This is a genomic window from Streptomyces sp. NPDC054783, from assembly GCF_053611725.1.
In genome coordinates, this window is record NZ_JBSHAY010000021.1 from 17,576 (window position 1) to 36,877 (window position 19,302).

Below are 19,302 nucleotides of genomic sequence, written 5' to 3' on the forward strand. Positions count from 1 at the left end.
GGGCGCCCCACAGCACAGTCAGGCCGAGGCCGTGGGGAGAGGCTGTTCGGTCCAGATGGACTTGCCGGTGCGGGTGTGTCGGGTGCCCCAGCGCCGGCAGAGTGCGGAGATGAGCTGCAGGCCTCGGCCGCCCTCGTCGGTGGCGGAGGTGTGGCGGATGTGCGGCGTGGTCAGGCTGGCGTCGGAGACCTCGCAGATCAGTGCGCGGCTGCGGAGCATGCGCAGCCGGATGGGGCCGCAGGCGTGCCGGACTACGTTCCCGACCAGCTCGCTGACCAGGAGTTCGGTGGTCATGATCAGGTCCTCGTCGGCCAGGTCCCAGTCGGTGAGCTGGGCGCGGACCAGCTCACGGGCCTGGCCTGCCGCCATCGGGTCCTCCGGCAACGGCCACTCCGCGACGTTCTCCGCGCCCAGCGGGTGGGTGCGGGCCAGCAGCAGGGCGGCGTCGTCCACCAGAGCGCCGTGGGCGGGCAGGAGAGCGGAGGTGAGGGTGACGCAGAGGGCGTCCAGGCCGGACGCGTCTCCCGGTGAGGCCGGCATGGCGTTCACGGACTGAGAGAGGAGCTCGGCGAGGCGGCTCATGCCGGTGGTGACGTCCCTGTCCTTGCTCTCGACCAGGCCGTCGCTGTAGAGGGCGAGCAGGCTGTCGGCGGGCAGCAGGGTCTCAAGGGTTTCGAAGGGCGGGGCGGCCACCCCCAGCGGCGGGTCCGGCGTCATGGGCAGGAAGGTGACGGTGCCGTCGGGGTGGGCCACGGCCGGAGGCGGATGACCGGCGCTGGCGTACGACAGACGCCGGGTCACCGGGTCGTAGACGGCGTACAGGCAGGTCGCGAAGGCGTCGGTGCCCAGGTCGCAGACGATGTCGTTGAGGTGTCCGAGGATTTCGTCGGGTGACAGCTCCAGCTCCGAGAGGGTGCGCACGGCCGTGCGCAGGCCACCCATCGTGGCGGCCTCGGCCATGCCGTGGCCCATGACGTCGCCGATCACGAGCGCCACCCGGGCCGCGGACAGCGGGATCACGTCGTACCAGTCGCCGCCGACGTCGGCTCCCTGTTTGGCCGGCTGGTAGCGCGCCGCCGTCGTCACCTCGGGCAGCTCGGGCAGTGCCCGCGGCAGCAGGCTGCGCTGGAGGGTACGGGCCCGGGTCGTCGCCTCGTCGTAGAGCCCGGCCCGCTCCAGGGCCTGCGCGATCAGTCCGCTGAGCGCGGTCAGCAGCGTTCGTTCGTCATCGTCCAGCACCCGCGGTCGGCCGAAGGAGATCACCGCGGCGCCGATCTCGCGCCCCGAGACCGCCAGCGGCAGAAAGGCCCACGCCTGCTTGCCGCCCTCCCGGATCAGGGTCTCGGTCTTCGGGTACCGCTTCAGGAACTCCTCCGGGGAGGAGATGAAGAGCGTGGTGCGGGTGCGCAGGGCGTCCCCCAGCGGGCTGGTGGTGTCCCGCACCGTCCACTGCCCGTCCAGCCGTCGGGTGAAGCGCTCCGAATATCCCCGGGAGCCGACCACGGTCAGCCGGTCGCCGGCCACGCCGAGCATGACGAGTCCGGTGGCCCCGAGGGGTGTCATCACGCCGTCGGCCACCGCCGCCATCACATCCTGGGCCGTGACGGCCTCGGCCAGCTCCCGCGTGATCCGCTGTACCAGGGCCGCCCGCTCCGCTGCCGCCCGCTCCGCTGCCGCCCGCTCGGCCTCCCGCAGATGCCGCTCCGTGGTGTCGGTGATGTAGAGCGTCAGGCCCTGCGGCACCGGTACCAGCCGCAGGTGGTACCAGGACGTCCCGTCCGGCCCCGGTACGTCGAATCCGGCCGGTTGGCCCTCGGCCGCCGTGGCCCGGAACCGTTGCTCCAGCCCCGGCACGGCATGCAGCGCGGGAATGTCCCAGAGCAGGGCTCCGGCCACGTCTCCCGCGGCGCCGAAGAGCCGCTCGGCGGCCTGATTGAGGAATCCGATGCGCCAGTCCGTGTCCAGGGACACGAAGCCGTCGCTCATGTGCCGCAGCGCCCGTCCCACCGACTCGGCGGCGGTGTGCGTCTCGCTGCTGTCCCGGAGGGTGCCGATCACCTTCACCGGCGTCCCTCCTTCGTCCGTGATCGTCCGGGCGCGAGCCTCGATCCAGAGGTACGTGCCGTCCTGGCGCCGGACCCGGTACTCGTCCTGGAAGCCGCCGCGCAGCTGGATGCCCATGTCGAAGCCGCTGACCGCCCCCGGCAGGTCGTCCGGGTGGATCAGCGCTGCCCACGCCTCGATGCCGCCGGCCATCACGTCCGGATCGATGCCGGCCAGCACCTCCTCGACGGGTCGGTCGGAGGTCAGCTCACCGGTGCGCAGGTCCCAGGTGTACGTGATGGACGGCGCCCCTTCCGCGTCCCACGGGGGTGCCTCCCGGTCGGCGTCCCACGGGGGAGTCTCCCGCGGTCCCGCCCCGTTCTCCAGGGCGCGCAGCAGGGTGGGAGACGGGGTGAGGATCCCGGACGACCTGAGTCTCTCGGACATCCATGCCGCCACCTCGTTCAGAAAGGCGCACTCCGCCGCGCCGGGCTCGTCGCCCGGGGCGAAGAGGACCGAGAGCGCGCCCCGTCGCCGGCCGCCCGGAATGGGGACGGCCAGGTGAGCGATGCCGGCCGGGACTCGGGAAGGCCACAGGGCGGCGGGGTCCCGGCCCGGCACCGGGTCGGGCGGGGCCAGGTCGGGCTGCCAGGTGAGGGTGTCCTCGCGGGCGGCCCTGCTGGGCGGCGCCGTGCCCCGTGCCGGGATGATCAGCCAGGGCCGGATCATCGACTCCGGCAGGCCGCTGTCGGCGACCAGGTAGAGGATGCCGCTCATACCGCCGCCCGGGAGATGAACCATGCCGCCCAGGCCGTGCACCTCGGCCACCGCCTGCTGGAGCGCGGTCAGCAGCACTTCGACATCGCGCCGGTCCTCGTCCACGGCGTCGAGCAGCCGCATCCGCATGAGGGGCCGCTCCGAGGGCCGTACGGCCTGTACGGTCCCCGAGCCCTGCGGGCGGCGCAGCGGAGGGAAGGAGCGGGGCATGGACGGGTCGGTGTTGTGCGCATCGCCACCTCTGGAATTCACCACTGCCGACGGTCACCTCCGCTCGCCCGCTGAGCCACATGGGTTTCGGATGCGCACCTGCAGCGACTGCATCCGGAAAATCAACCCTAGTCGGGACAACTTAAGCGATTTCCCCCACTCAGGGGAACCGCTCGCATCGATTAACCGAAAGTGGGATCAGCTCACCGCTCGTCACCATGGAGGCTTTCTTCGAAGACGAAGAGTGGTTTGGTGCCGTGGGCGGGTGCTTCGGCGAGCGAGACGGCTTCAGCGAAGCGCTCGAGCGGGAACGGCCGGCCCTCAGGGATGCTCAGCACCTCGTCGGCGACGAGACCGCGAACCTGGGACAGCACGCGCAGCGCATCCTCGGGTGAGGCAGTGCCGAACCAGCGGTTCAGCCAGAAGCCACGGACCGCTTTGGTCTCGTAGATGACCGAGCGTGCCTGCAGCGGGATCGTCAGCGCCGCAGGGTCGGTCTGCCGATGGGTCGAGAGCGCGCCGTAGACCACGAGCTCCCCTCCCGGAGCCAGCGCCTGGAACACCCGGGCACCCACGGCGCCCGCGACACAGTCCACGGCCTTGCGCACGCCGACTGGCCCCGTTATCTCAGCCACCCGCTGCAACAGGTCCTCGTCCTCGGTGCAAATGACCTCGTCGCCACCAAGCGCTTTGATCTCCTCGACGGCATCGCGTCGCCGCACGACATTGATCGTGCGAAAACCCAGATGCCCGGACAGCTGAATGACGAGCCGGCCGACGGTCGAGCCCGCGGCCGTCTGCAACAGCCATTCGCCCGGCTGTACGTCGAGTTCGCGTGTCACGAGGAGCAGCGCGGTCAACGGGTTGACGGCGAGTTGACAGGCGCTGGAGTCGCTCAGATGGCCGGGAACCGGCAGAAGCCTTCGCGCGTCGGCAACGAGGTATTCCTGCCAGGTGCCGGCCACAGGGGGCCCGGGTACCGCCGGGACCGTAGCGGCCACCACGCGCTCGCCGACCTTCGGCCCCTCGGTATCCGGGCCCAGGGCCGCAATACGGCCCACGCATTCCATGTGGCCCCCGACAGCGGGAAACCCGGGCGAGAAACCGTAGCGGCCGCGCAGCACGTGCAGATCACTGGCGTGAATCGGAGTCGCCTTCACACGGATCAGCGCCTGACCGGCCTTCGGCGTGGGAACAGGCCGGGATTCCAGCCGCAGGACATCGGCGGGCTCACCGGCCCTTACGGCTACGAGCGCGCGCATGGATTGAGGCATGACCGGCCTTTCGTCTCCCAGCGCCCGCGAAACTCGGCGGGTGCTCCGGACAAAAGCGATGCTGGTGCCGACCTCCTCGTCGGCGCCCAGGCTGTCATCGGCGTCAGGCTGTCATTTCAGGCTGTCATTTCACGCTACGCCCGCCCCCGGACGGGCGCCTCGCCCACCTCGGTGCGCGTGACCACTCGAAGCCGGCGTCGCACCCGCGTTCTTGACCGTCAGCGGCAGCAGCTTCTTCCCCGTCGGGCCGATCTGGGTGGCCGTGTCCATCTGCACAAGACCCAGTCCGGGCGAGATCCATAGCTGTTGCCAGCACCGGTCGTCCGCCTTCACATGCCGATCACGCCGCCATCGGTGAGACCCGGGGCCGGCGCCGGGACCCAGAACACGGCGACGGCCAGAGCGATCGACCGACCGTCGCTCCTACCACCGAGGCCGCTTGGCCCAGGCCCCTTGGCCGCGACCTGATGTCACGTCATGCTCGTGGCGACGTGGGCTTCACTGGGCCGGACCGAGCACTTCGTCGGCGCTGCGTGGCTCTGTGCGCGGCTGCTGGTTGAGCTTGTGGCGCGCGATGGAGGAGTGCCGGTAGACCTCTTTACGGGCCCGCATGATGTTGCCCAGGGGGGCGTGCTCGGCGGTGACCCGCCAGGGCGTGAAGGACAACGCGTCCATCTTCTCCAGGTTCTCCGGGCTCGAGATGTCCTGCTGTGGCAGCCGCAGCTTTGCCACGGTGACGGGCGGTGAGAGCTGCTCGGGCCATTCCACGGTGGTGTCCTCCACCGGCATGCGCGCCAGGTCGGTGCAGAGCTGGACCTGGATGTCGAAGGCGTAGGGCCGTTCCTGCAGCTCGGCTTCCAGGGCCGGCCGGAAGACCTCCGGCGCGGAGGTCGGGTCGATGGAGCGCCGGACCACGGCAGCGGCGGCGGACGGGTCGGGTGTGATGCGTACCTTGGCAATGTAGTCCCCGTGCCGGACCGCGCCCATCGTCCAGTAGCTCGACAGCAACACGTTTGCCGAAGGGGTCTTGGACAGGCGCAGGAAAGCCAGGAACTCGTCCCACGCCCAGTCGTCCTGGTCAAGCGTTCCCTTCCCCGTCACGAAATCGGTGAAGAAGCGATGTGCGCCGGGTCGGCCCTGGGAGAAGTAGGCCGACGCGTTCAGGAACAGTTCCTGGATGAACAGGTAGTGGTCGACGGTGTTGCAGAAGAAGATCGGGCCGTTGATGTTCGCGTAGTCGAAGGTGCCCGTGTCCGGCTCGTCTTCCAGCAGGGTCGGGCCGGGGACGTCGAACATCTTCAGTGCCAGTCCGGTGGCGGCGCCCAGGCGTGCGTCTGCTCCGGCGTGGGGCGAGCCGTTGGAGAAGCGGATGAGGGCGTCGTGGGTTCCCGGAGTCGCGTAGATGCCCTGAGCGTATTCGGGGGGCAGCTCGTCCAGGATCTCCACTTCCCCTCGGACCAGCCCGTAGCCCTTGGCATGGGCGTCGCGGAGGGCACGTCCGGTGCCCCCGGCACTGACCGACTCGGCGATGTACCTCTCGGTCTTCTCGATCACCTTCTGCAGGCTCTGGTCGAAGTTCGGGTCATCGTCTTCGACGTCAGGCGTGTAGCGGACGAACTGTGCTGCCATGGCTTCGACCTCTCCTCGAAGACCGCGGCCGGGTCTCAGGAACCAGGAACTGTTCTCAGTCCTCCAGCTCCGCGAGCCAGCGCAGGGCACGCAGACCCGGCAGGAAGCAGTACTCGCCGCCGCGGGTGACCACGAAGCTGGGCAGGTTCTGCAGACGGCGCCGGACGGGTTTCTCCGGGATGGTGACGGTGCCGGTTCCGCCGTGATGTCCGGCCACCGGGTCCTTCTCGCCGGGGTAACCGATGAAGTTGCCGTCGTTGACCCACTCGGCCTTGATGAACTCGAACTGTCGTTCCAGATGGGCTCCGATGAATGCTCCGACCAGGCCACGGTCAGCGCCGTCGTCCTCCAGCACTCCCTCGGGCAGCGGCGGGCCGTAGGTGGTGCCGCGGCGGATGAGGCGGTGCATCCGTGCGTCGCCGATGATGGTGGAATCGCGGGGGTTGGTGCGCCGGATGTGCGCACCGGCGGGGCACCGGTACCCCCGGTCGTCGTTCTCCCGGTACAGGAAGTTGTTGACGCGGTGCGGATCGGCCGCCAGCTCCGGGTCGTCGTGCTCCGGCGACAGCGTCAGTGGCGCCCCGCTGGGCCAGCGCCCGACCATCTTCGCTGCCAGGAGGGCCTCCTCCGCGGCGCTGGAGGTGTTCGCGCGCAGATACCTGCGCCAGGCCGCCACGTTGGTGTGGACCTTGCGCACGGCCACGTAGGTCCCGTTGCGCCCCAGGACATCGGGGCTGGGCATGGGCGGCAGGTTCCCGGTTTCGTCGGGGTATCCGAGGATGAACTCGCCGGCCTTGATGGGGACTTCCTGCGGGTTGGAGCCGGGCAGTCCGACGCCCTCGATGTTCGGATGGCTGATGCCGTCACGGAAACCGAAGGTGGTGCGCCCCGTCGGGAGCTGGCGGACGTCCTGCTGCCAGATCACCTGCACACCGGGGATGTCCTCGTAGGCGACGCGGGCCCGCTCCAACTCCTCGTCGAGTTGCGCCGTGTCGGAGGAGAGGGCGCTCAGCGCGATGTGGACATTCCCGGTTCCGAACGGTGCCTCCCAGTGGGCCGGGGCGCTCTCGCCCACGTCGCCGATGCTCTCTGCCCGGGCGGCCATGCCCTCACGAAACGCTCGTGGAAAGCTGTCCAGCGACTCCTGGGGCACCCCCAGGGCCTTCAGCCCCTGATAGGTGAATGCCACAGCGACCCAGGCCTCCTGGTTGCGGTCCGCATCGGGCAGGCCACCCGAGGTCAGCGGGAGCAGCCGTCGCAGCAGGGCGCGCCCGGCGTGGCGGTCGTCGACGCGCAGGAAGATGTACTTTCCCGCATAGGGCACGGGGCGCGGGCGCAGGGCTCCGCTCTGGACGTCGTCGATCTCCACTCTCACGTCGGCCGCGCTGCTGCTGTCCGCGGTGCTCATGATCGCTTGTGCCTCCACATCGGGCTCTGCGGGGTGGCAGTGTCCGGGTTCTAGGCCGAGGCTTCCTCCAGCAGCTTCTGGAAGGCCGGCGTGGACACCAGCTCCGCATTGGCCGGGCTCTTGAGCGCCGCCCGGAACTCGGGGGTGTCCAGCACCTCCTGGAACGCCTCGTCCACGCGCTGGTCCTTGTAGATCTGCTGGACGGTCAGGTCGGGATAGGCGCTGACGAAGACACTCGCGGGCGCCTGGTGGGCGAGGAACCAGTCCTTCACCCCTGGATCTTTGACGCCGGGGAACCCTTCGGTGTGCGAGAAGACCTTGTCGAAACGGGCTCCGACCACGGTCTTCGCGAAGTCGTCGATGTAGGTGTCCCAGGAGCCGTCGAAGACGCTGGCGAACATGAACCGGGTGTCGTCGTCGAAGATCACGTGCCGTGCGTCGTGCAGAGTGCCGATCTGGCGCATCGCCGCATGGACATTCTCGTCATTCGCCGCATCGGCGAGCGTGGCTAGATCCTCACGCAACGCATCGGCCTCGCCCTGCTTGATCTTGGTGAAAACGGTGAACTCGTTTAGAGACGCCATCCGTCCTGCCCGGGTGCTCAGGGTGAGCCGGCTGGTTTGCACCTGTCGCAGTCATCGCAAGGCTCTCCTGCCGCGGATCGGTGCGAGGGTCGCCAAACGCTCGGGCCTGAGGCGCCATCGCCCTCACGCGTCAATCCTCACGGCAGGTACGCCGTGTCGCATCTCGGCCCCTGGGCTTTTGGACCGGGGTCATCACCACACGAGAGGCTCCCGAGGACAGATCCGGTCAGGCGCAGGAGGATGGAAGTCGGACGTGCCGAGTACGTCGTCTTCACCCTTCTCGGGGGCCACCTACGCGCGGTGGTGAAGAGAGCGCGGCAGCCGATCGAGCAACCATTGCGCCGCCCAGGCGGTTATGGCTCCCCTTCCGCCAAACCCTGCTCGACCGGATCGCCACCATGACCCCCACACGGAGGCAACCATGGGCAAAGTACTCGGTGACGTACTGGGGTTCGCGGCCGCCGTCGCGATCAGCCCGCTCCCGATCATCGCCATCATCCTGATACTCGCCACGCCCCGCGGACGTCTCAACGGGATCCTCTTCACCGTCGGCTGGATCCTGGGACTCGCGGTACTGGGCGCGATCATGCTGGGGATCGCTTCTCCCTCAGGTGCCTCCGCCCACCATCAGCCGGCCCCCTGGGTGGGAGCGCTCAAGCTCGCTCTGGGCCTGTTCCTCGTCCTCTTCGGCGCCCGGCAATGGCATCGACGCCCAAAGGACCCATCGCAAGCCCAACTGCCGAAGTGGATGGGCGCGATCGACCGCCTCACGCCGGTCAAGATCTTCGCACTCGGACTCGCCCTGGCCGCGCTCAACGCCAAGAACGCCCCGCTGACCATCGCCGCGGGCGCCTCGATCGGCTCAGCCGGGCTGCCGGTCGGGCAGCAGATCGCATCGCTTGCCATCTTCGTCGTGATCGCCACCCTTGGCCTGTTGGCTCCGCTGGGGGTTTTCCTCCTGGGGGGAGAGCGAGCCAAGACCACACTCGGCGACTGGAAAGACTGGGCAGCTCAGCACAATGTCGCCGTGATGGCCGTCCTCTTCTTCGTCCTCGGATTGAAGCTGGTCGGAGACGGCATCTCGATCCTCGCCTCCTGACGGACCTGAGGCGCTACGCAGTCACGCACAAGCCTCGGAAGCCCTCAGGCCCACTCCACCTCGGAGACGATGTGCGGGTTGCTTCCAGGGCCCGGCAGCGGTGTCCGAGAGGACGCCAGAGGCGCCGACGGATGAGGGAGCGAAGCACCGGCCGCAGCCAGTGCAGCCGCCACCTCGTTCCCGCTCACCCCCGCCAGCGCCTCCATCACCCGATCGAGTGCCTCGCCCACCTCAGTGCGCGTGACCACTCGAAGCCGGCGTCGGACCAGCGTTCTCGACCGTCAGAGGCAGCAACTTCTTGCCGGTCGGGCCGATCTGGATGGCCGTGTCCATCTGGGGACAGGCAGCCACTCACACCCGCGCCGGTTGCACACGAGCCAGGACCGGCGGGACCCGCGTTCGTCCAACGGCGTGCGTTTGTGGTGCACCCACCACCGGTGGCTGCCACGGGCCGGACCTGGCCGCCCCGTCCCCGACGGCCCTGAGCGCCTGGGGCCATGGTGGCGCGCGTGTCGGCGCCCCCTGACGTGCTCACCCTTGCTACTGTCCGCCTCGCCCAGATCATCCACGAAGGACCGGTTCGCGTGAGCTGATGGTCGACAGGACACGGACCGTGCACGACTCTGCTCGTCGCGGACTGTTCAAGGCAACGGTGTCGCCGGCGCGGTCGTCGTCCCGGGCTCTGCGACTGCGGAGGCCCCGCCCGGGCGCGAGCGCCGAGAGCGAAGGAACCGAGAGCGTGAAGTGTTCACCGGCGAGGCTGACCGGTCGCATCGTTCGTCCCGACGACCCCGACTACGCCAGGGCGAGTGCGGGCTGGGACGAGCTGTTCGTCCACCATCCCTTGGTCATCGTCTACGCCCAGAAGACTCACGACGTGGTCAACGCCCTGACCTGGGCACGGCAACACGACGTTGCGCTACGGGTGCGGAGCGGCGGCCACAGTCTTGAGGGCTGGTCGAACGTGGACAACGGCATCGTGATCGATGTCAGCGAACTGAAGTCGGCTCACATCGACACCACCGCTCGCACGGCGACGGTCGGCGCCGGGCTCAGCCAGCTGGAAGCGGTGACCACGCTCGCGACGAAGAACCTTGCGGTGTCGACCGGTACGGAAGGCAGCGTAGGCCTGTCCGGCGCGACGCTCGGAGGCGGCTTCGGCTTCCTCACCCGCTACCTCGGCATGGCCTGCGACAGCCTGATCGGCGCCGAGATCGTCGTAGCGGAGGGCACGGACAGCGCCAAGGTGATCAACGCGGACCTGGAGAACCACTCCGACCTGCTCTGGGCCCTGCGCGGGGCGGGCAACGGCAACTTCGGGATCCTCACGTCCCTGACCTACGAGGTGACTCCACTGGAGAGCGTCACCTACCTGCAAGCGACGTGGGACGGCCTCGGGGACCTGCACGGGGTCTTCGAGGCTTGGCAGCGCACGGCGCCGGTCGCCGACAACCGCCTCGGCACCCAGCTCGAACTCCGTAGGAACCAGACCCTGCTGTTCGCAGTCCTCGCGGAAGGAACGCCGACGGAGGCGAAGAAGCTGCTGGCTCCGATCCTGTCGGTCGGTGACCCCGGTATCTCGGTGCGGGTCGGCAACTGGGGCGACGTGTACGCGGCGTTCCAGATCCCGACTGAGGACGAGCCCGCGAACTGGAAGTTCTGCTCGCAGTTCACCACCACGCCGTTCCCGCGGACAGCGATCAGCGTGATCGCCTCCTTCATGCGTGACGCGCCCACGAACGACAGCAACTTCTTCACCCAAGCCTTTGGCGGGGCTGTCAGGAAGAGCCCCCGAGGGGGTACGTCGTTCCCCCATCGCGACGCGCTCTTCTACTCCGAACCCGGTGCCGGCTGGGGAAAACGCGGAGTCCCGGGCAGCGGCGACGGACTGACTCCGCAGGCCCAGGCCTGGATCGCCGAGTTCGGCCAGGCACTGCGGCCCTACGTGAACGGTGCCTACGTGAACGTGCCGAACATCGGGATGCAGAACTGGGAGACCGCCTACTGGGGAGACAACTTCGACCGGCTGCGCACCATCAAGGCGAAGTACGACCCCCAGAACGTGTTCCAGTATGAGCAGAGCATCCCGCCCGCATTCTGCTGACCGGCCACAACGGCAGTCAGCCACGACGGCGGGTCGGCCGGCCTGGCCGCAGGGACACCCTGTCAGTGCTCGAAGACACTCACGTCTCCGGGCTCGGTCTCCAACACCGGGCGATTGAACAGCAGCAAGCCGAGGAAGAACAGCCCACCCATGACGACCAGGCCCACCACGATCACCACGGGAACGAGCGCCTCGGCCGGCGACACCAGCACGAACAAGGACGTGAGCGTCCACACCAGCGCGCAGACCGCGACCGGCAACTCGAACCGCCCGAGGTCGAACGCGCCCTTCTTGCGGTCCAGACGGCGGCGCACCGCCAGATAGAGGACGATCGTCGCGCCGTAGATGACCGCCGGAAGAATGGTGGACGCCGTGATCAGCTTCAGCAGTGCGGCGCCCGGCAGCGCGACCATCAGGACGACGCCCACGACGAGAATCAGCACCGTCGCGGGGACCGGCGTCTGTGTGCGGGGGTTGACTCGACGCATGAGCCGGTGGGCAGGGAAGCGCCCGTCGCGCGACATCGCGAAGACCATCCGTGAGCACGCGGTCATCACCACCGTCCCGGCGCCGAAGAACGCGATCGCAATGGCCACCAGGAGCACTCTCTCCATCGGCGGACCCAGCTGCTCACGCATGACCGCCGCGACGGGCGACTCGCTCGCGCTGATCCGTGGGATGTCCTCGATCGCGATGGTGAGGCAGATCAGGAAGACGATCCCCAGGACACCGGCGGCCACGACGGACCCCACGATTGCGCGCGGGACGGTGCGGAAGGGGTCCTTGGCCTCCTCGGCCAGGTTCGCCGCGGAATCGAAGCCGACAAGCGTGGCGAGGCCCATGATCATCGCGACCATCAGCCCGCCCCCGATGTCGAAGTAGTGCGGGGCATGCTCGGTGATGCCGCGCGAGGTGAGGTTGCCGACCGCGCCACGGCCGGTGACCGCCACCGCGATGGCGAGGGCGAGCGCCACCACCACCACCAACGCCAACTCCAGCCCCACCGCGCTCGTGTTGATCAGGCTGACGATGCGGGTCGAGGCCACGACGATGACTGCTTGGACCAGCAGAAGCACAAGGGTGATCACCCGCGCGGTGTCCTCGTCCGGCCGCATACCCATGAGCGGCATGAACGCCTGACTCGCGAGCGCATTGTCGATCGCCACCACCGCGATGGCCAGGTAGCAGAAGCTCAGCCAGCCGAACCCCCACCCGACCTTCGGGTTGGCCAGCCGCGAGGCCCACTGGTACGACGAGCCGCTGAGCGGGATACGCCCCGCGAGCTGCGCCACCACCAGGGCCACCAGCACCTGACCCACCGTCGCGACGACCCACAGCCAGATCCCCACCGGCCCCGCGTTCTGCAGCACGTCGTCATAGGTCGAGAAGATGCCGACCGCCACCGAGATGAACGCGAACGAGATCGCGAACACCTGAAAGGAGCCGAGCGTCCGCTTCAGCTCCTGCTGATAGCCACCGAGGGCAACGGAGTCCTCCTTGCCATCGGAGCCCGGCGAAGCCGCTTCCACCACTTCGGCAACCGCCTTCCGCCACGCCCGATCGGGCGGCACCCTCGCACCGGCTGTCACGGCCTGGGCGCCGGCTTCGCGTCCATGTACTTCTAGTACATCTAAGGCATATGCACAGCACTTGCGCATCCGGAAGATCAGTACCGTCCCCCACACTGCGCTGAAAGCCAGAGAGCCCCTTCCCGCAGGAAGGGGCTCAACCGGTCACGCAGCCGCGACCGCACCCAGCGCAGCGGCCACCACTTCCTCCCTCACCCCCGCCGGCGCCTCGATCACCCGATCGAGTGCCCCGCACAGCGACTACTCGGGCAAGCCCGGCCGGCCACGGCATGGCCGAGGTGATCGACTTGGTGGCCGTCCGCCGAACCGTCGGGCAGCGCCGAGAAGGTCGACATCACCCTCGAGAACGGCTCCACCCGGACCGCAACCGGCGACTCGATCTTCCCGAAGGACTGAGGAACCGACACCGTCGCCCCCACCGACCCCATCAGGCGTCGAGTCGTCGGTGACCGACCCGGCTGATAACGGAAACAAATGCCGGAAGCCCCGGACCAAGATCGGTCGGGGCGCCCTCCTCCATCAGGAAATGGGGCTTGAGGACGAAGCCGCTACGCGCGCCGGCAGGCTTCTCAGACCCACTCCACCTCGGAGACGATGTACGGGGCACCTCCAGGTGCCGGCAGCGGCGTCCGAGGCAACGCCAGTGGCGTCGGCGGGCGAGGATTCGAAGCACCGGCCGCAGCCATCACAGCAGCCACCTCGTCCTCACTCACCCCCGCCAACACCTCAATCACCCTTCGAGTGCCTCGCCCACCTCAGTGCGCGTGACCACTCGAAGCCGGCGTCGGACCAGCGTTCTTGACCGTCAGAGGCAGCAACTTCTTGCCGGTCGGGCCGATCTGGATGGCCGTGTCCATCTGTGGGCGGGTAACTACGTACAACCACCTGGCCAAGGCACGGCGTCAGCCGTTGCCGCTACAAGCGAAGCCGCCGGCTCCAGACCTTGTCGTCCCGAACCATCAATTGGGGGCGTTGCGGGCTGGAGGGCTGTCCACTCGGCCACTGAGCGTGGTCGACGGCTGGCGGTGGGCGCGCGGTTATTGTGAACCTCTTCGCGTGCCTGGCGGACGCGGTCTGCCGAGTGGGGTGTCTAGCGCAAGATCCGGAAAGTCACTACCATGCGCACGATCCGGCCACAGCCGGGTCGCTCAGGCGATCTTCCCTGGAAGAGCGGGAGCGCATTCAGCTGCGAGACCCCCGTTCACCTATTGGAGGGAATGGTGTCGCAGTCCCGTAAGGTCTCAAGTCGCCCCACTGGCTGGTTTCCGTCGGCCACCCACTACAGTGCGTGGCCGATCCGGTTGAGCACCGTTGATCCCTCAGAGGGAAGTAGTTCACGCCGCGGCAGGGAGATCTAGTGAAAGACGTCGGGTCGGTGCGTACTGCCGTATTCCGGGAAGATGAGTCCGATTCCGGCGCCTTCCAGGCCAGCGCGAGCATCGTGCAGGCGGGCTTCTACTGCTGGGAGATCGCCACAGGCGAGGTGAGCTGCGATCCGCTCACCCTCGCGCTGCACGGCATGCCCGAGAACGGCCCGTCGGACATCTCGAGCTTCCTGGCCGCCGTGCACGAGGCCGATCTGGCCGATGTGCGCGATGCCCTGGGTCTGATAGCGGAATCCTGCGGCAACTACCAGATCGAGTACCGCGTCACCTCCAACGACGGCCGGCACAGGTCCCTGGAAGCCCGGGGCCGCGTCCTGCCCGGCGCTGACGGGCTGCCGGCCCGCATGGTCGGAGTGGTCATGGACACCACAGCCGTCCATGAACGCCACGAGGCGGAGAAGCGGCGGTTGTACGAGCGCGCCACCCGTGACCGCTGGATGCGGGAGCTGACTTCGGCTCTGGCCGCCGCGGTGACGGTCAACGACATCATGACCGCCGCACAAGCAGGATTGCGTACCTTCGGAGCGGACGCACTGGCGGTGATCGCCCCGGAAGGGAACCGGTTGACCGTCGTCGCCTCGTGCGCCGACGACGAGCAGAATGAGGACTCCCTTCGAGTCCTCGACGCCACGGCCCGCACACTCGTGGAGGAGTCACTCGACCGGAGGGCGCCCGTTCTCGTCGGCTCCGCGGACGCACTGATCACCGGTCATCCGCACCTGGCACCGCTCGCCCAGTCGGCCCCGCAGGCGTGGGCGGCAGTGCCACTCACGGACTCGCGCGGCCGCGCCAGCTCCTGCCTCGTCAGTTTCCCTGAGCCGCAGGAATTTCTGACCGAGGAGCGGGCCCTCCTGGTCGCCGCCATGGGCATGCTCGCCCAGTCACTGGAGCGAGCCGGCATGTACGAGTCGGAACATGCACTCGCCACCGAGCTCCAGCGTGGCATGCTGCCGCGTGGGCCGCTCACCGTGCCGGGTGTGACCATCGCCGCCCGCTACCAGGCTGCCACCTCCGGCATGTGGATCGGTGGCGACTGGTACGACGCCATCAGCCTGCCCGACGGTGGCGTGGCTCTGGTCATAGGAGATGTGCAGGGACACAGCGTTCACGCCGCGTCTCTCATGGGGCGGCTGCGTACCGCCGTGCATGCCTACGCGAACGAAGGGCACCCGCCCGCGGCCGTCCTGGAACGAACCAACCGCCTCCTGGCCGAGCTGAACACCGACCCGGACATGGCCCTGTTCGCCACATGCTGCTACATAGCACTCAACCCCTTCGACGGAACGCTCCGGGTGTGCCGGGCTGGTCACCCGGCCCCAGCGCTGATCACGCCCCGCAAGCCGCCGCGCCTCCTGGAGGTCCCTGGCGGCCTCCCTCTGGGAATCGACCGGGAGCAGCGGTACCCCACCACCCGCCTTCGCATCGCTCCGGGCAGCGTGCTCGCGCTGACCACCGACGGCCTGCTCGAGGCCGTGAACAAGGACATCGACCAGGGCACCGAGAGGTTTCTCCGAGGTCTGCGAGGCGCTCCCACGGCGGACCTGGAGACCGTTGTCGACGACCTCCTCGACGGTACGCAGAAGGCTCACGGCCTGGGCGACGACGTCGCTCTGCTCCTGGCTCGTCTGAACCGGCCCGGCCACCGCAGCTGACCCGGTCCTGACCCTGCCTGTTCACAACAGGCCTGGGTCGCCGAGCACTTGTATCAGCGGCCAACCGAATTCGCCCGCGCCATGGTGCTGCCCGAGCAAGGCAACGAGCACCAAAGAAACGAGACCTCTGTCGAACGCCGTCAACAGGCAGGGTAATTTACGTCGGTGGCTGGGACTGCCTGGTCATGCTCCATGCGGGCCTTGAGCATGCCGCATCGGCAATGTCGCTGGATGTCGCGAATGGCAGAGAATTACCGAGAAGCGAGCTGACGTATGGACAATTTCCGGATTCCGGACCTCTACATACCCGTACCGGCAGCGCTCAATCCGGAACTACAGGCAGCCACGACGGACGTTGAGGCGTGGCTGGACGAGTTCGGTCTGGTGCCCACCGAGGAGGCACGGCGGCACGTGCACCGCACCCGCGTGGACCGGCTCACTGCGTGGCTGTGCCCGAACGCCTCGCGGGAGGCGCTGACGCTGATCACCCAGTGGAACGCATGGCTGTTCCAGCTGGACGACCAGTTCGACGACGACCCGGTGCGCGGTTACCAGCCCGAGCGGTGGCGGGAGGCGTTCGGGCCACTGTTCGCCGTCTTCGACGGAACCGTCGTGGCCGGGCGACTGGCGCGCTCCCTGGCCGATCTGTGGCGCCGTACGACGGCTGTCCGTTCTTCCACATGGCAGCGACGATTCATCCCGCACCTATTGTGGTATTTCGACAGCTACCGGGCCGATATGATCCATCGGGAGGAAGGGCGCGTACCCGGCCTGCAGCAATATCTCGCCCACCGCCGCGCCTCGTTCGCGTTCGACGCCGTTCTGGACCTGATGGAAATCGGTACCGGTGTCGACCTATCCGACCAACTGCATGCGAACCCGGCCTTCGCGGACATGCGAGAGGCGGTGATCTACGCGAATGCCTGCATCAATGATCTCTACTCGCTACCCAAAGAACTCGCGCATGACTATGCGTTCAACGCCGTCACGGTGATCTGCCATCATCACCGGTGCAGCCTCCAGGAGGCGGTGGAGCGAGTGGCCGTGATGCAGGCCGGATACGTCCAGCGCATCCTCGATCTCGAACAGGTCCTGCCCGAACGGCTGCGTTCCGGCCTCGTCGACGACGTCGTCGACGAGGCACTGCGCTGCGTCAGGGACTTCCACGCGCTCACCGCCGGGAACGTCGCTTGGTCGAAGGAGACCGGGCGGTATGCCGAGATAGAGGCCAAACCGACCTACCTGGCGGACTTGTTCATTCCGTAGGACCCTACGGTCACCCTGTGGCCGCTCCACAGGGCGCGCAGGGCGCGCCGCGCTGAGGCATCGGCCGGTGGAAAGATTTCCGCGCACGCCTCTTGACCACGGATACCTACCGGTCAGTACGCTCACGCCACCCTCGATGACACCGGTGCCCTCTCCCCCCGTGCGGCCACGCGAACCGGCGCCTCGGCTTGCCGCCGCACGCCTGTAGGCATAGCTCCCGCGACCCGGGAAACGCCCCAGCGCCGTCCTTCGTCAGAACGCGCCGTCGAGCGCTGTCCCGAACCCCACCCGGGAGTCCGTCGTGAACAAATCCCTTGCCAGCACAGCCGTCGCCGCAGCCGGCGCCCTTCTCGCCGTACAGTCCGCCCTTCCCGCCCAGGCGTCAAGCAGCTCCAGCTTCGACTCGACCAGCAATCCCGTCCTGTTCGTGCATGGTTACACCGGTGACGGCAGCAACTGGAACACCATGGCAGACCGCTTCAGAACCGACGGCTGGCCGTCCACCTACCTCGACCAGTGGTCCTACGACTGGCGGCAGTCGAATGCCACGACCGCCCAGCAGCTGTCCACCGAGGTCGACCGGCTCCTCACGGCCACCGGCGCCACCAAGGTCGACATCGTCAGCCACTCCATGGGAGGGCTCTCCTCGCGCTACTACCTCAAGAACCTCGGCGGGACCTCCAAGGTCGACGCCTGGGTGTCACTGGGCGGACCGAACCACGGCACCGACAGCGCCAATAGCTGCTTCGACACCTCCTGCACCGAGATGCGTATCGGCTCCAGCTTCCTCGGCTCTCTCAACTCCGGCGACGAGACACCGGGCTCACCCCGTTACGCCACCTGGTGGTCGCCCTGCGACACGGTGATCAACCCCGACAGCTCCGTCTCCCTGTCCGGCGCCGCCAACACCAAGACCGCCTGCCTCAGCCACACGGGCCTGCTCACCGACGCGACGGTCTACGCCCAGACCCGGGACGTGATCAACAACTGACCGCTCCCCACCAGCTGGCAGGGGCCGCTCGCCGCGGCCCCTGTCACCGTCTCCAGCCCGGCCACAACAGTCCACCCGCGCCACGGTGACCGTGAACAGCTCGCGGTCTTCACCCAAGGGCTCGCAGCCATCCCCGAGGTGATCCAGGCGGAGCGACTGTTGGGCACCCCCAACTACCTGCTGCGCGTGGTGACCGCAGATCTTCTGGCTGACAAGCCTGCAGCGGGTGGTCACGGCGATCCGCCGGACCTCGGACGCTCGGGCAGCGACGCTTGGTTGACCACCGCGAAGATCGTGGCGCCGTCCTCACGGGAGATTGCCGGCCGAATGATCGCGCGAGCGCCGTGGTACTCGACCGTCGGCCGCGGCGCTGCTCTGCGGCGTGCCGGAGACGCGGCAGGGCCCGTCGTGCGTTGCGGATCGTGACTGGAGTGGGTCGGCCACCTTGCCAAACCGCCAATCAGTGCCGCGCCCCCTCCCGAAGAAGAAGGGGCTCAGCCGACCACAAAAAGCACGCTCAGACCCACTCCACCTCGGAGACGATCTGCGGGGCCTCTCCAGGAACCGGCAGTGGCGTCCGGGAGCGCGCCGCCAGCACCAGAGGGCGAGGGCGCGGACGCGGAACGGCGAACTCGGACAGCGCCGCAGCCACCTCGTCCTCACTCACCCCCGCCAACACCTCAGTCACCCGATCGAGTGCCTCGCCCACCTCAGTGCGCGTGACCACTCGAAGCCGGCGTCGGACCAGCGTTCTTGACCGTCAGAGGCAGCAACTTCTTGCCGGTCGGGCCGATCTGGATGGCCGTGTCCATCTGCGGACATGCAGCCACTCACAGCGGCACCGAGTGGAGAGGTTCTCGCAGTGCTCGCTGTTCTCGGTCACGTTAGGTGGAGGCCCCGCCTGAAGCCTGCCACTCCGCAACCGGGCCGCACTCGCGTCAACATGCCATCCATGAATAGCTCGCGTGAGTGACTGCGGTTTGCGTCGCGTTGACGATCTACCGGGCGCCACCAGTCCGGCTTGAGTAGGCAACCTCTTACACAAACCTGACTCTTTTCGGGCAAATAGTCCGGTCGTCCTCCTCGCTCGTAAGCGAACGAGTCGTCCTGTTTGGGGAGCGTTCCCGTGCACGCCTTCCCAGCGGAAAGGAGTCGGAAGCATGGCCGACTGGAAGCAGATCAGCGGCGCACTGGTGCGCATCGCGGCGGGGTCCCGGACCAACGTCTGGGGGGTCAACGCCGCCGGGAACATCTACCGCTACACGAACAACGACGCCAGCCCCTGGGTACA

The 19,302-nt window shown here is 68.1% G+C and carries 13 protein-coding genes and 1 pseudogene; 7 read left to right on the forward strand and 7 right to left on the reverse strand.

Features of this window, described 5'->3' with window-relative positions; genetic code table 11:
- Positions 1-18: 18 nt before the first annotated feature.
- From ACWGJ5_RS30245 to ACWGJ5_RS30265, 5 genes are all read right to left on the reverse strand, one after another.
- Complete coding sequence (locus ACWGJ5_RS30245) at positions 19-3,075, reverse strand: SpoIIE family protein phosphatase (RefSeq protein WP_453312816.1); 3,057 nt, start codon at positions 3,073-3,075, stop codon at positions 19-21.
- A 158-nt stretch (positions 3,076-3,233) separates the two neighbouring features.
- Positions 3,234-4,292: a zinc-dependent alcohol dehydrogenase family protein gene (locus ACWGJ5_RS30250; RefSeq protein ID WP_453312817.1), complete on the reverse strand. Its 1,059-nt coding sequence runs from the start codon at positions 4,290-4,292 to the stop codon at positions 3,234-3,236.
- Positions 4,293-4,802: 510 nt separating this feature from the next.
- Positions 4,803-5,933 carry a catalase family protein gene (locus ACWGJ5_RS30255; RefSeq protein ID WP_453312818.1) on the reverse strand — a complete coding sequence of 377 codons (1,131 nt, stop codon included), beginning with the start codon at positions 5,931-5,933 and terminating at the stop codon, positions 4,803-4,805.
- A 55-nt stretch (positions 5,934-5,988) separates the two neighbouring features.
- Positions 5,989-7,341, reverse strand: a complete 1,353-nt coding sequence (locus ACWGJ5_RS30260) for a Dyp-type peroxidase (protein WP_453312819.1) — start codon at positions 7,339-7,341, stop codon at positions 5,989-5,991.
- A gap of 50 nt (positions 7,342-7,391) precedes the next feature.
- Positions 7,392-7,925 (reverse strand): hypothetical protein, encoded by a 534-nt coding sequence (locus ACWGJ5_RS30265; protein ID WP_453312820.1) that lies wholly within the window; start codon positions 7,923-7,925, stop codon positions 7,392-7,394.
- 421 nt (positions 7,926-8,346) lie between these two features.
- On the opposite strand from ACWGJ5_RS30265, the gene ACWGJ5_RS30270 reads away from it, so the two are divergent.
- Positions 8,347-9,024, forward strand: a complete 678-nt coding sequence (locus tag ACWGJ5_RS30270) for a GAP family protein (RefSeq protein WP_453312821.1) — start codon at positions 8,347-8,349, stop codon at positions 9,022-9,024.
- A gap of 739 nt (positions 9,025-9,763) precedes the next feature.
- Complete coding sequence (locus ACWGJ5_RS30275; protein ID WP_453312822.1) at positions 9,764-11,128, forward strand: FAD-binding oxidoreductase; 1,365 nt, start codon at positions 9,764-9,766, stop codon at positions 11,126-11,128.
- A 62-nt stretch (positions 11,129-11,190) separates the two neighbouring features.
- On the opposite strand, the gene ACWGJ5_RS30280 is transcribed toward ACWGJ5_RS30275, so the two are convergent.
- Positions 11,191-12,660, reverse strand: a complete 1,470-nt coding sequence (locus ACWGJ5_RS30280; protein WP_453312823.1) for an APC family permease — start codon at positions 12,658-12,660, stop codon at positions 11,191-11,193.
- A 1,432-nt stretch (positions 12,661-14,092) separates the two neighbouring features.
- Here ACWGJ5_RS30280 and ACWGJ5_RS30285 point away from each other — a divergent pair.
- The 4 genes and pseudogenes from ACWGJ5_RS30285 to ACWGJ5_RS30300 all read left to right on the forward strand — a co-directional run.
- On the forward strand, positions 14,093-15,754 hold the full coding sequence (locus ACWGJ5_RS30285; protein ID WP_453312824.1) for a SpoIIE family protein phosphatase: 1,662 nt from the start codon (positions 14,093-14,095) through the stop codon (positions 15,752-15,754).
- Positions 15,755-16,027: 273 nt separating this feature from the next.
- On the forward strand, positions 16,028-17,020 hold the full coding sequence (locus ACWGJ5_RS30290; protein ID WP_453312825.1) for a terpene synthase family protein: 993 nt from the start codon (positions 16,028-16,030) through the stop codon (positions 17,018-17,020).
- A gap of 301 nt (positions 17,021-17,321) precedes the next feature.
- Complete coding sequence (locus ACWGJ5_RS30295) at positions 17,322-18,011, forward strand: esterase/lipase family protein (protein ID WP_453312826.1); 690 nt, start codon at positions 17,322-17,324, stop codon at positions 18,009-18,011.
- A gap of 87 nt (positions 18,012-18,098) precedes the next feature.
- Positions 18,099-18,437 (forward strand): annotated as a pseudogene (locus tag ACWGJ5_RS30300) (Lrp/AsnC ligand binding domain-containing protein); the annotation flags it as partial.
- 91 nt (positions 18,438-18,528) lie between these two features.
- Here ACWGJ5_RS30300 and ACWGJ5_RS30305 read toward each other — a convergent pair.
- Complete coding sequence (locus tag ACWGJ5_RS30305) at positions 18,529-18,678, reverse strand: hypothetical protein (RefSeq protein WP_453312827.1); 150 nt, start codon at positions 18,676-18,678, stop codon at positions 18,529-18,531.
- 493 nt (positions 18,679-19,171) lie between these two features.
- Between ACWGJ5_RS30305 and ACWGJ5_RS30310 the strand changes: the two genes are divergently transcribed.
- On the forward strand, positions 19,172-19,302 hold a 131-nt coding region (locus tag ACWGJ5_RS30310; RefSeq protein WP_453312923.1), incomplete at its 3' end, for a tectonin domain-containing protein.

Coding starts and splice junctions, on each gene's coding strand:
- ACWGJ5_RS30250 (WP_453312817.1), bottom strand. CDS start 4,292: ATGCGCGCGCTCGTAGCCGTAAGGGCCGGTGAGCCCGCCGATGTCCTG.
- ACWGJ5_RS30255 (WP_453312818.1), bottom strand. CDS start 5,933: ATGGCAGCACAGTTCGTCCGCTACACGCCTGACGTCGAAGACGATGAC.
- ACWGJ5_RS30260 (WP_453312819.1), bottom strand. CDS start 7,341: ATGAGCACCGCGGACAGCAGCAGCGCGGCCGACGTGAGAGTGGAGATC.
- ACWGJ5_RS30265 (WP_453312820.1), bottom strand. CDS start 7,925: ATGGCGTCTCTAAACGAGTTCACCGTTTTCACCAAGATCAAGCAGGGC.
- ACWGJ5_RS30270 (WP_453312821.1), top strand. CDS start 8,347: ATGGGCAAAGTACTCGGTGACGTACTGGGGTTCGCGGCCGCCGTCGCG.
- ACWGJ5_RS30290 (WP_453312825.1), top strand. CDS start 16,028: ATGGACAATTTCCGGATTCCGGACCTCTACATACCCGTACCGGCAGCG.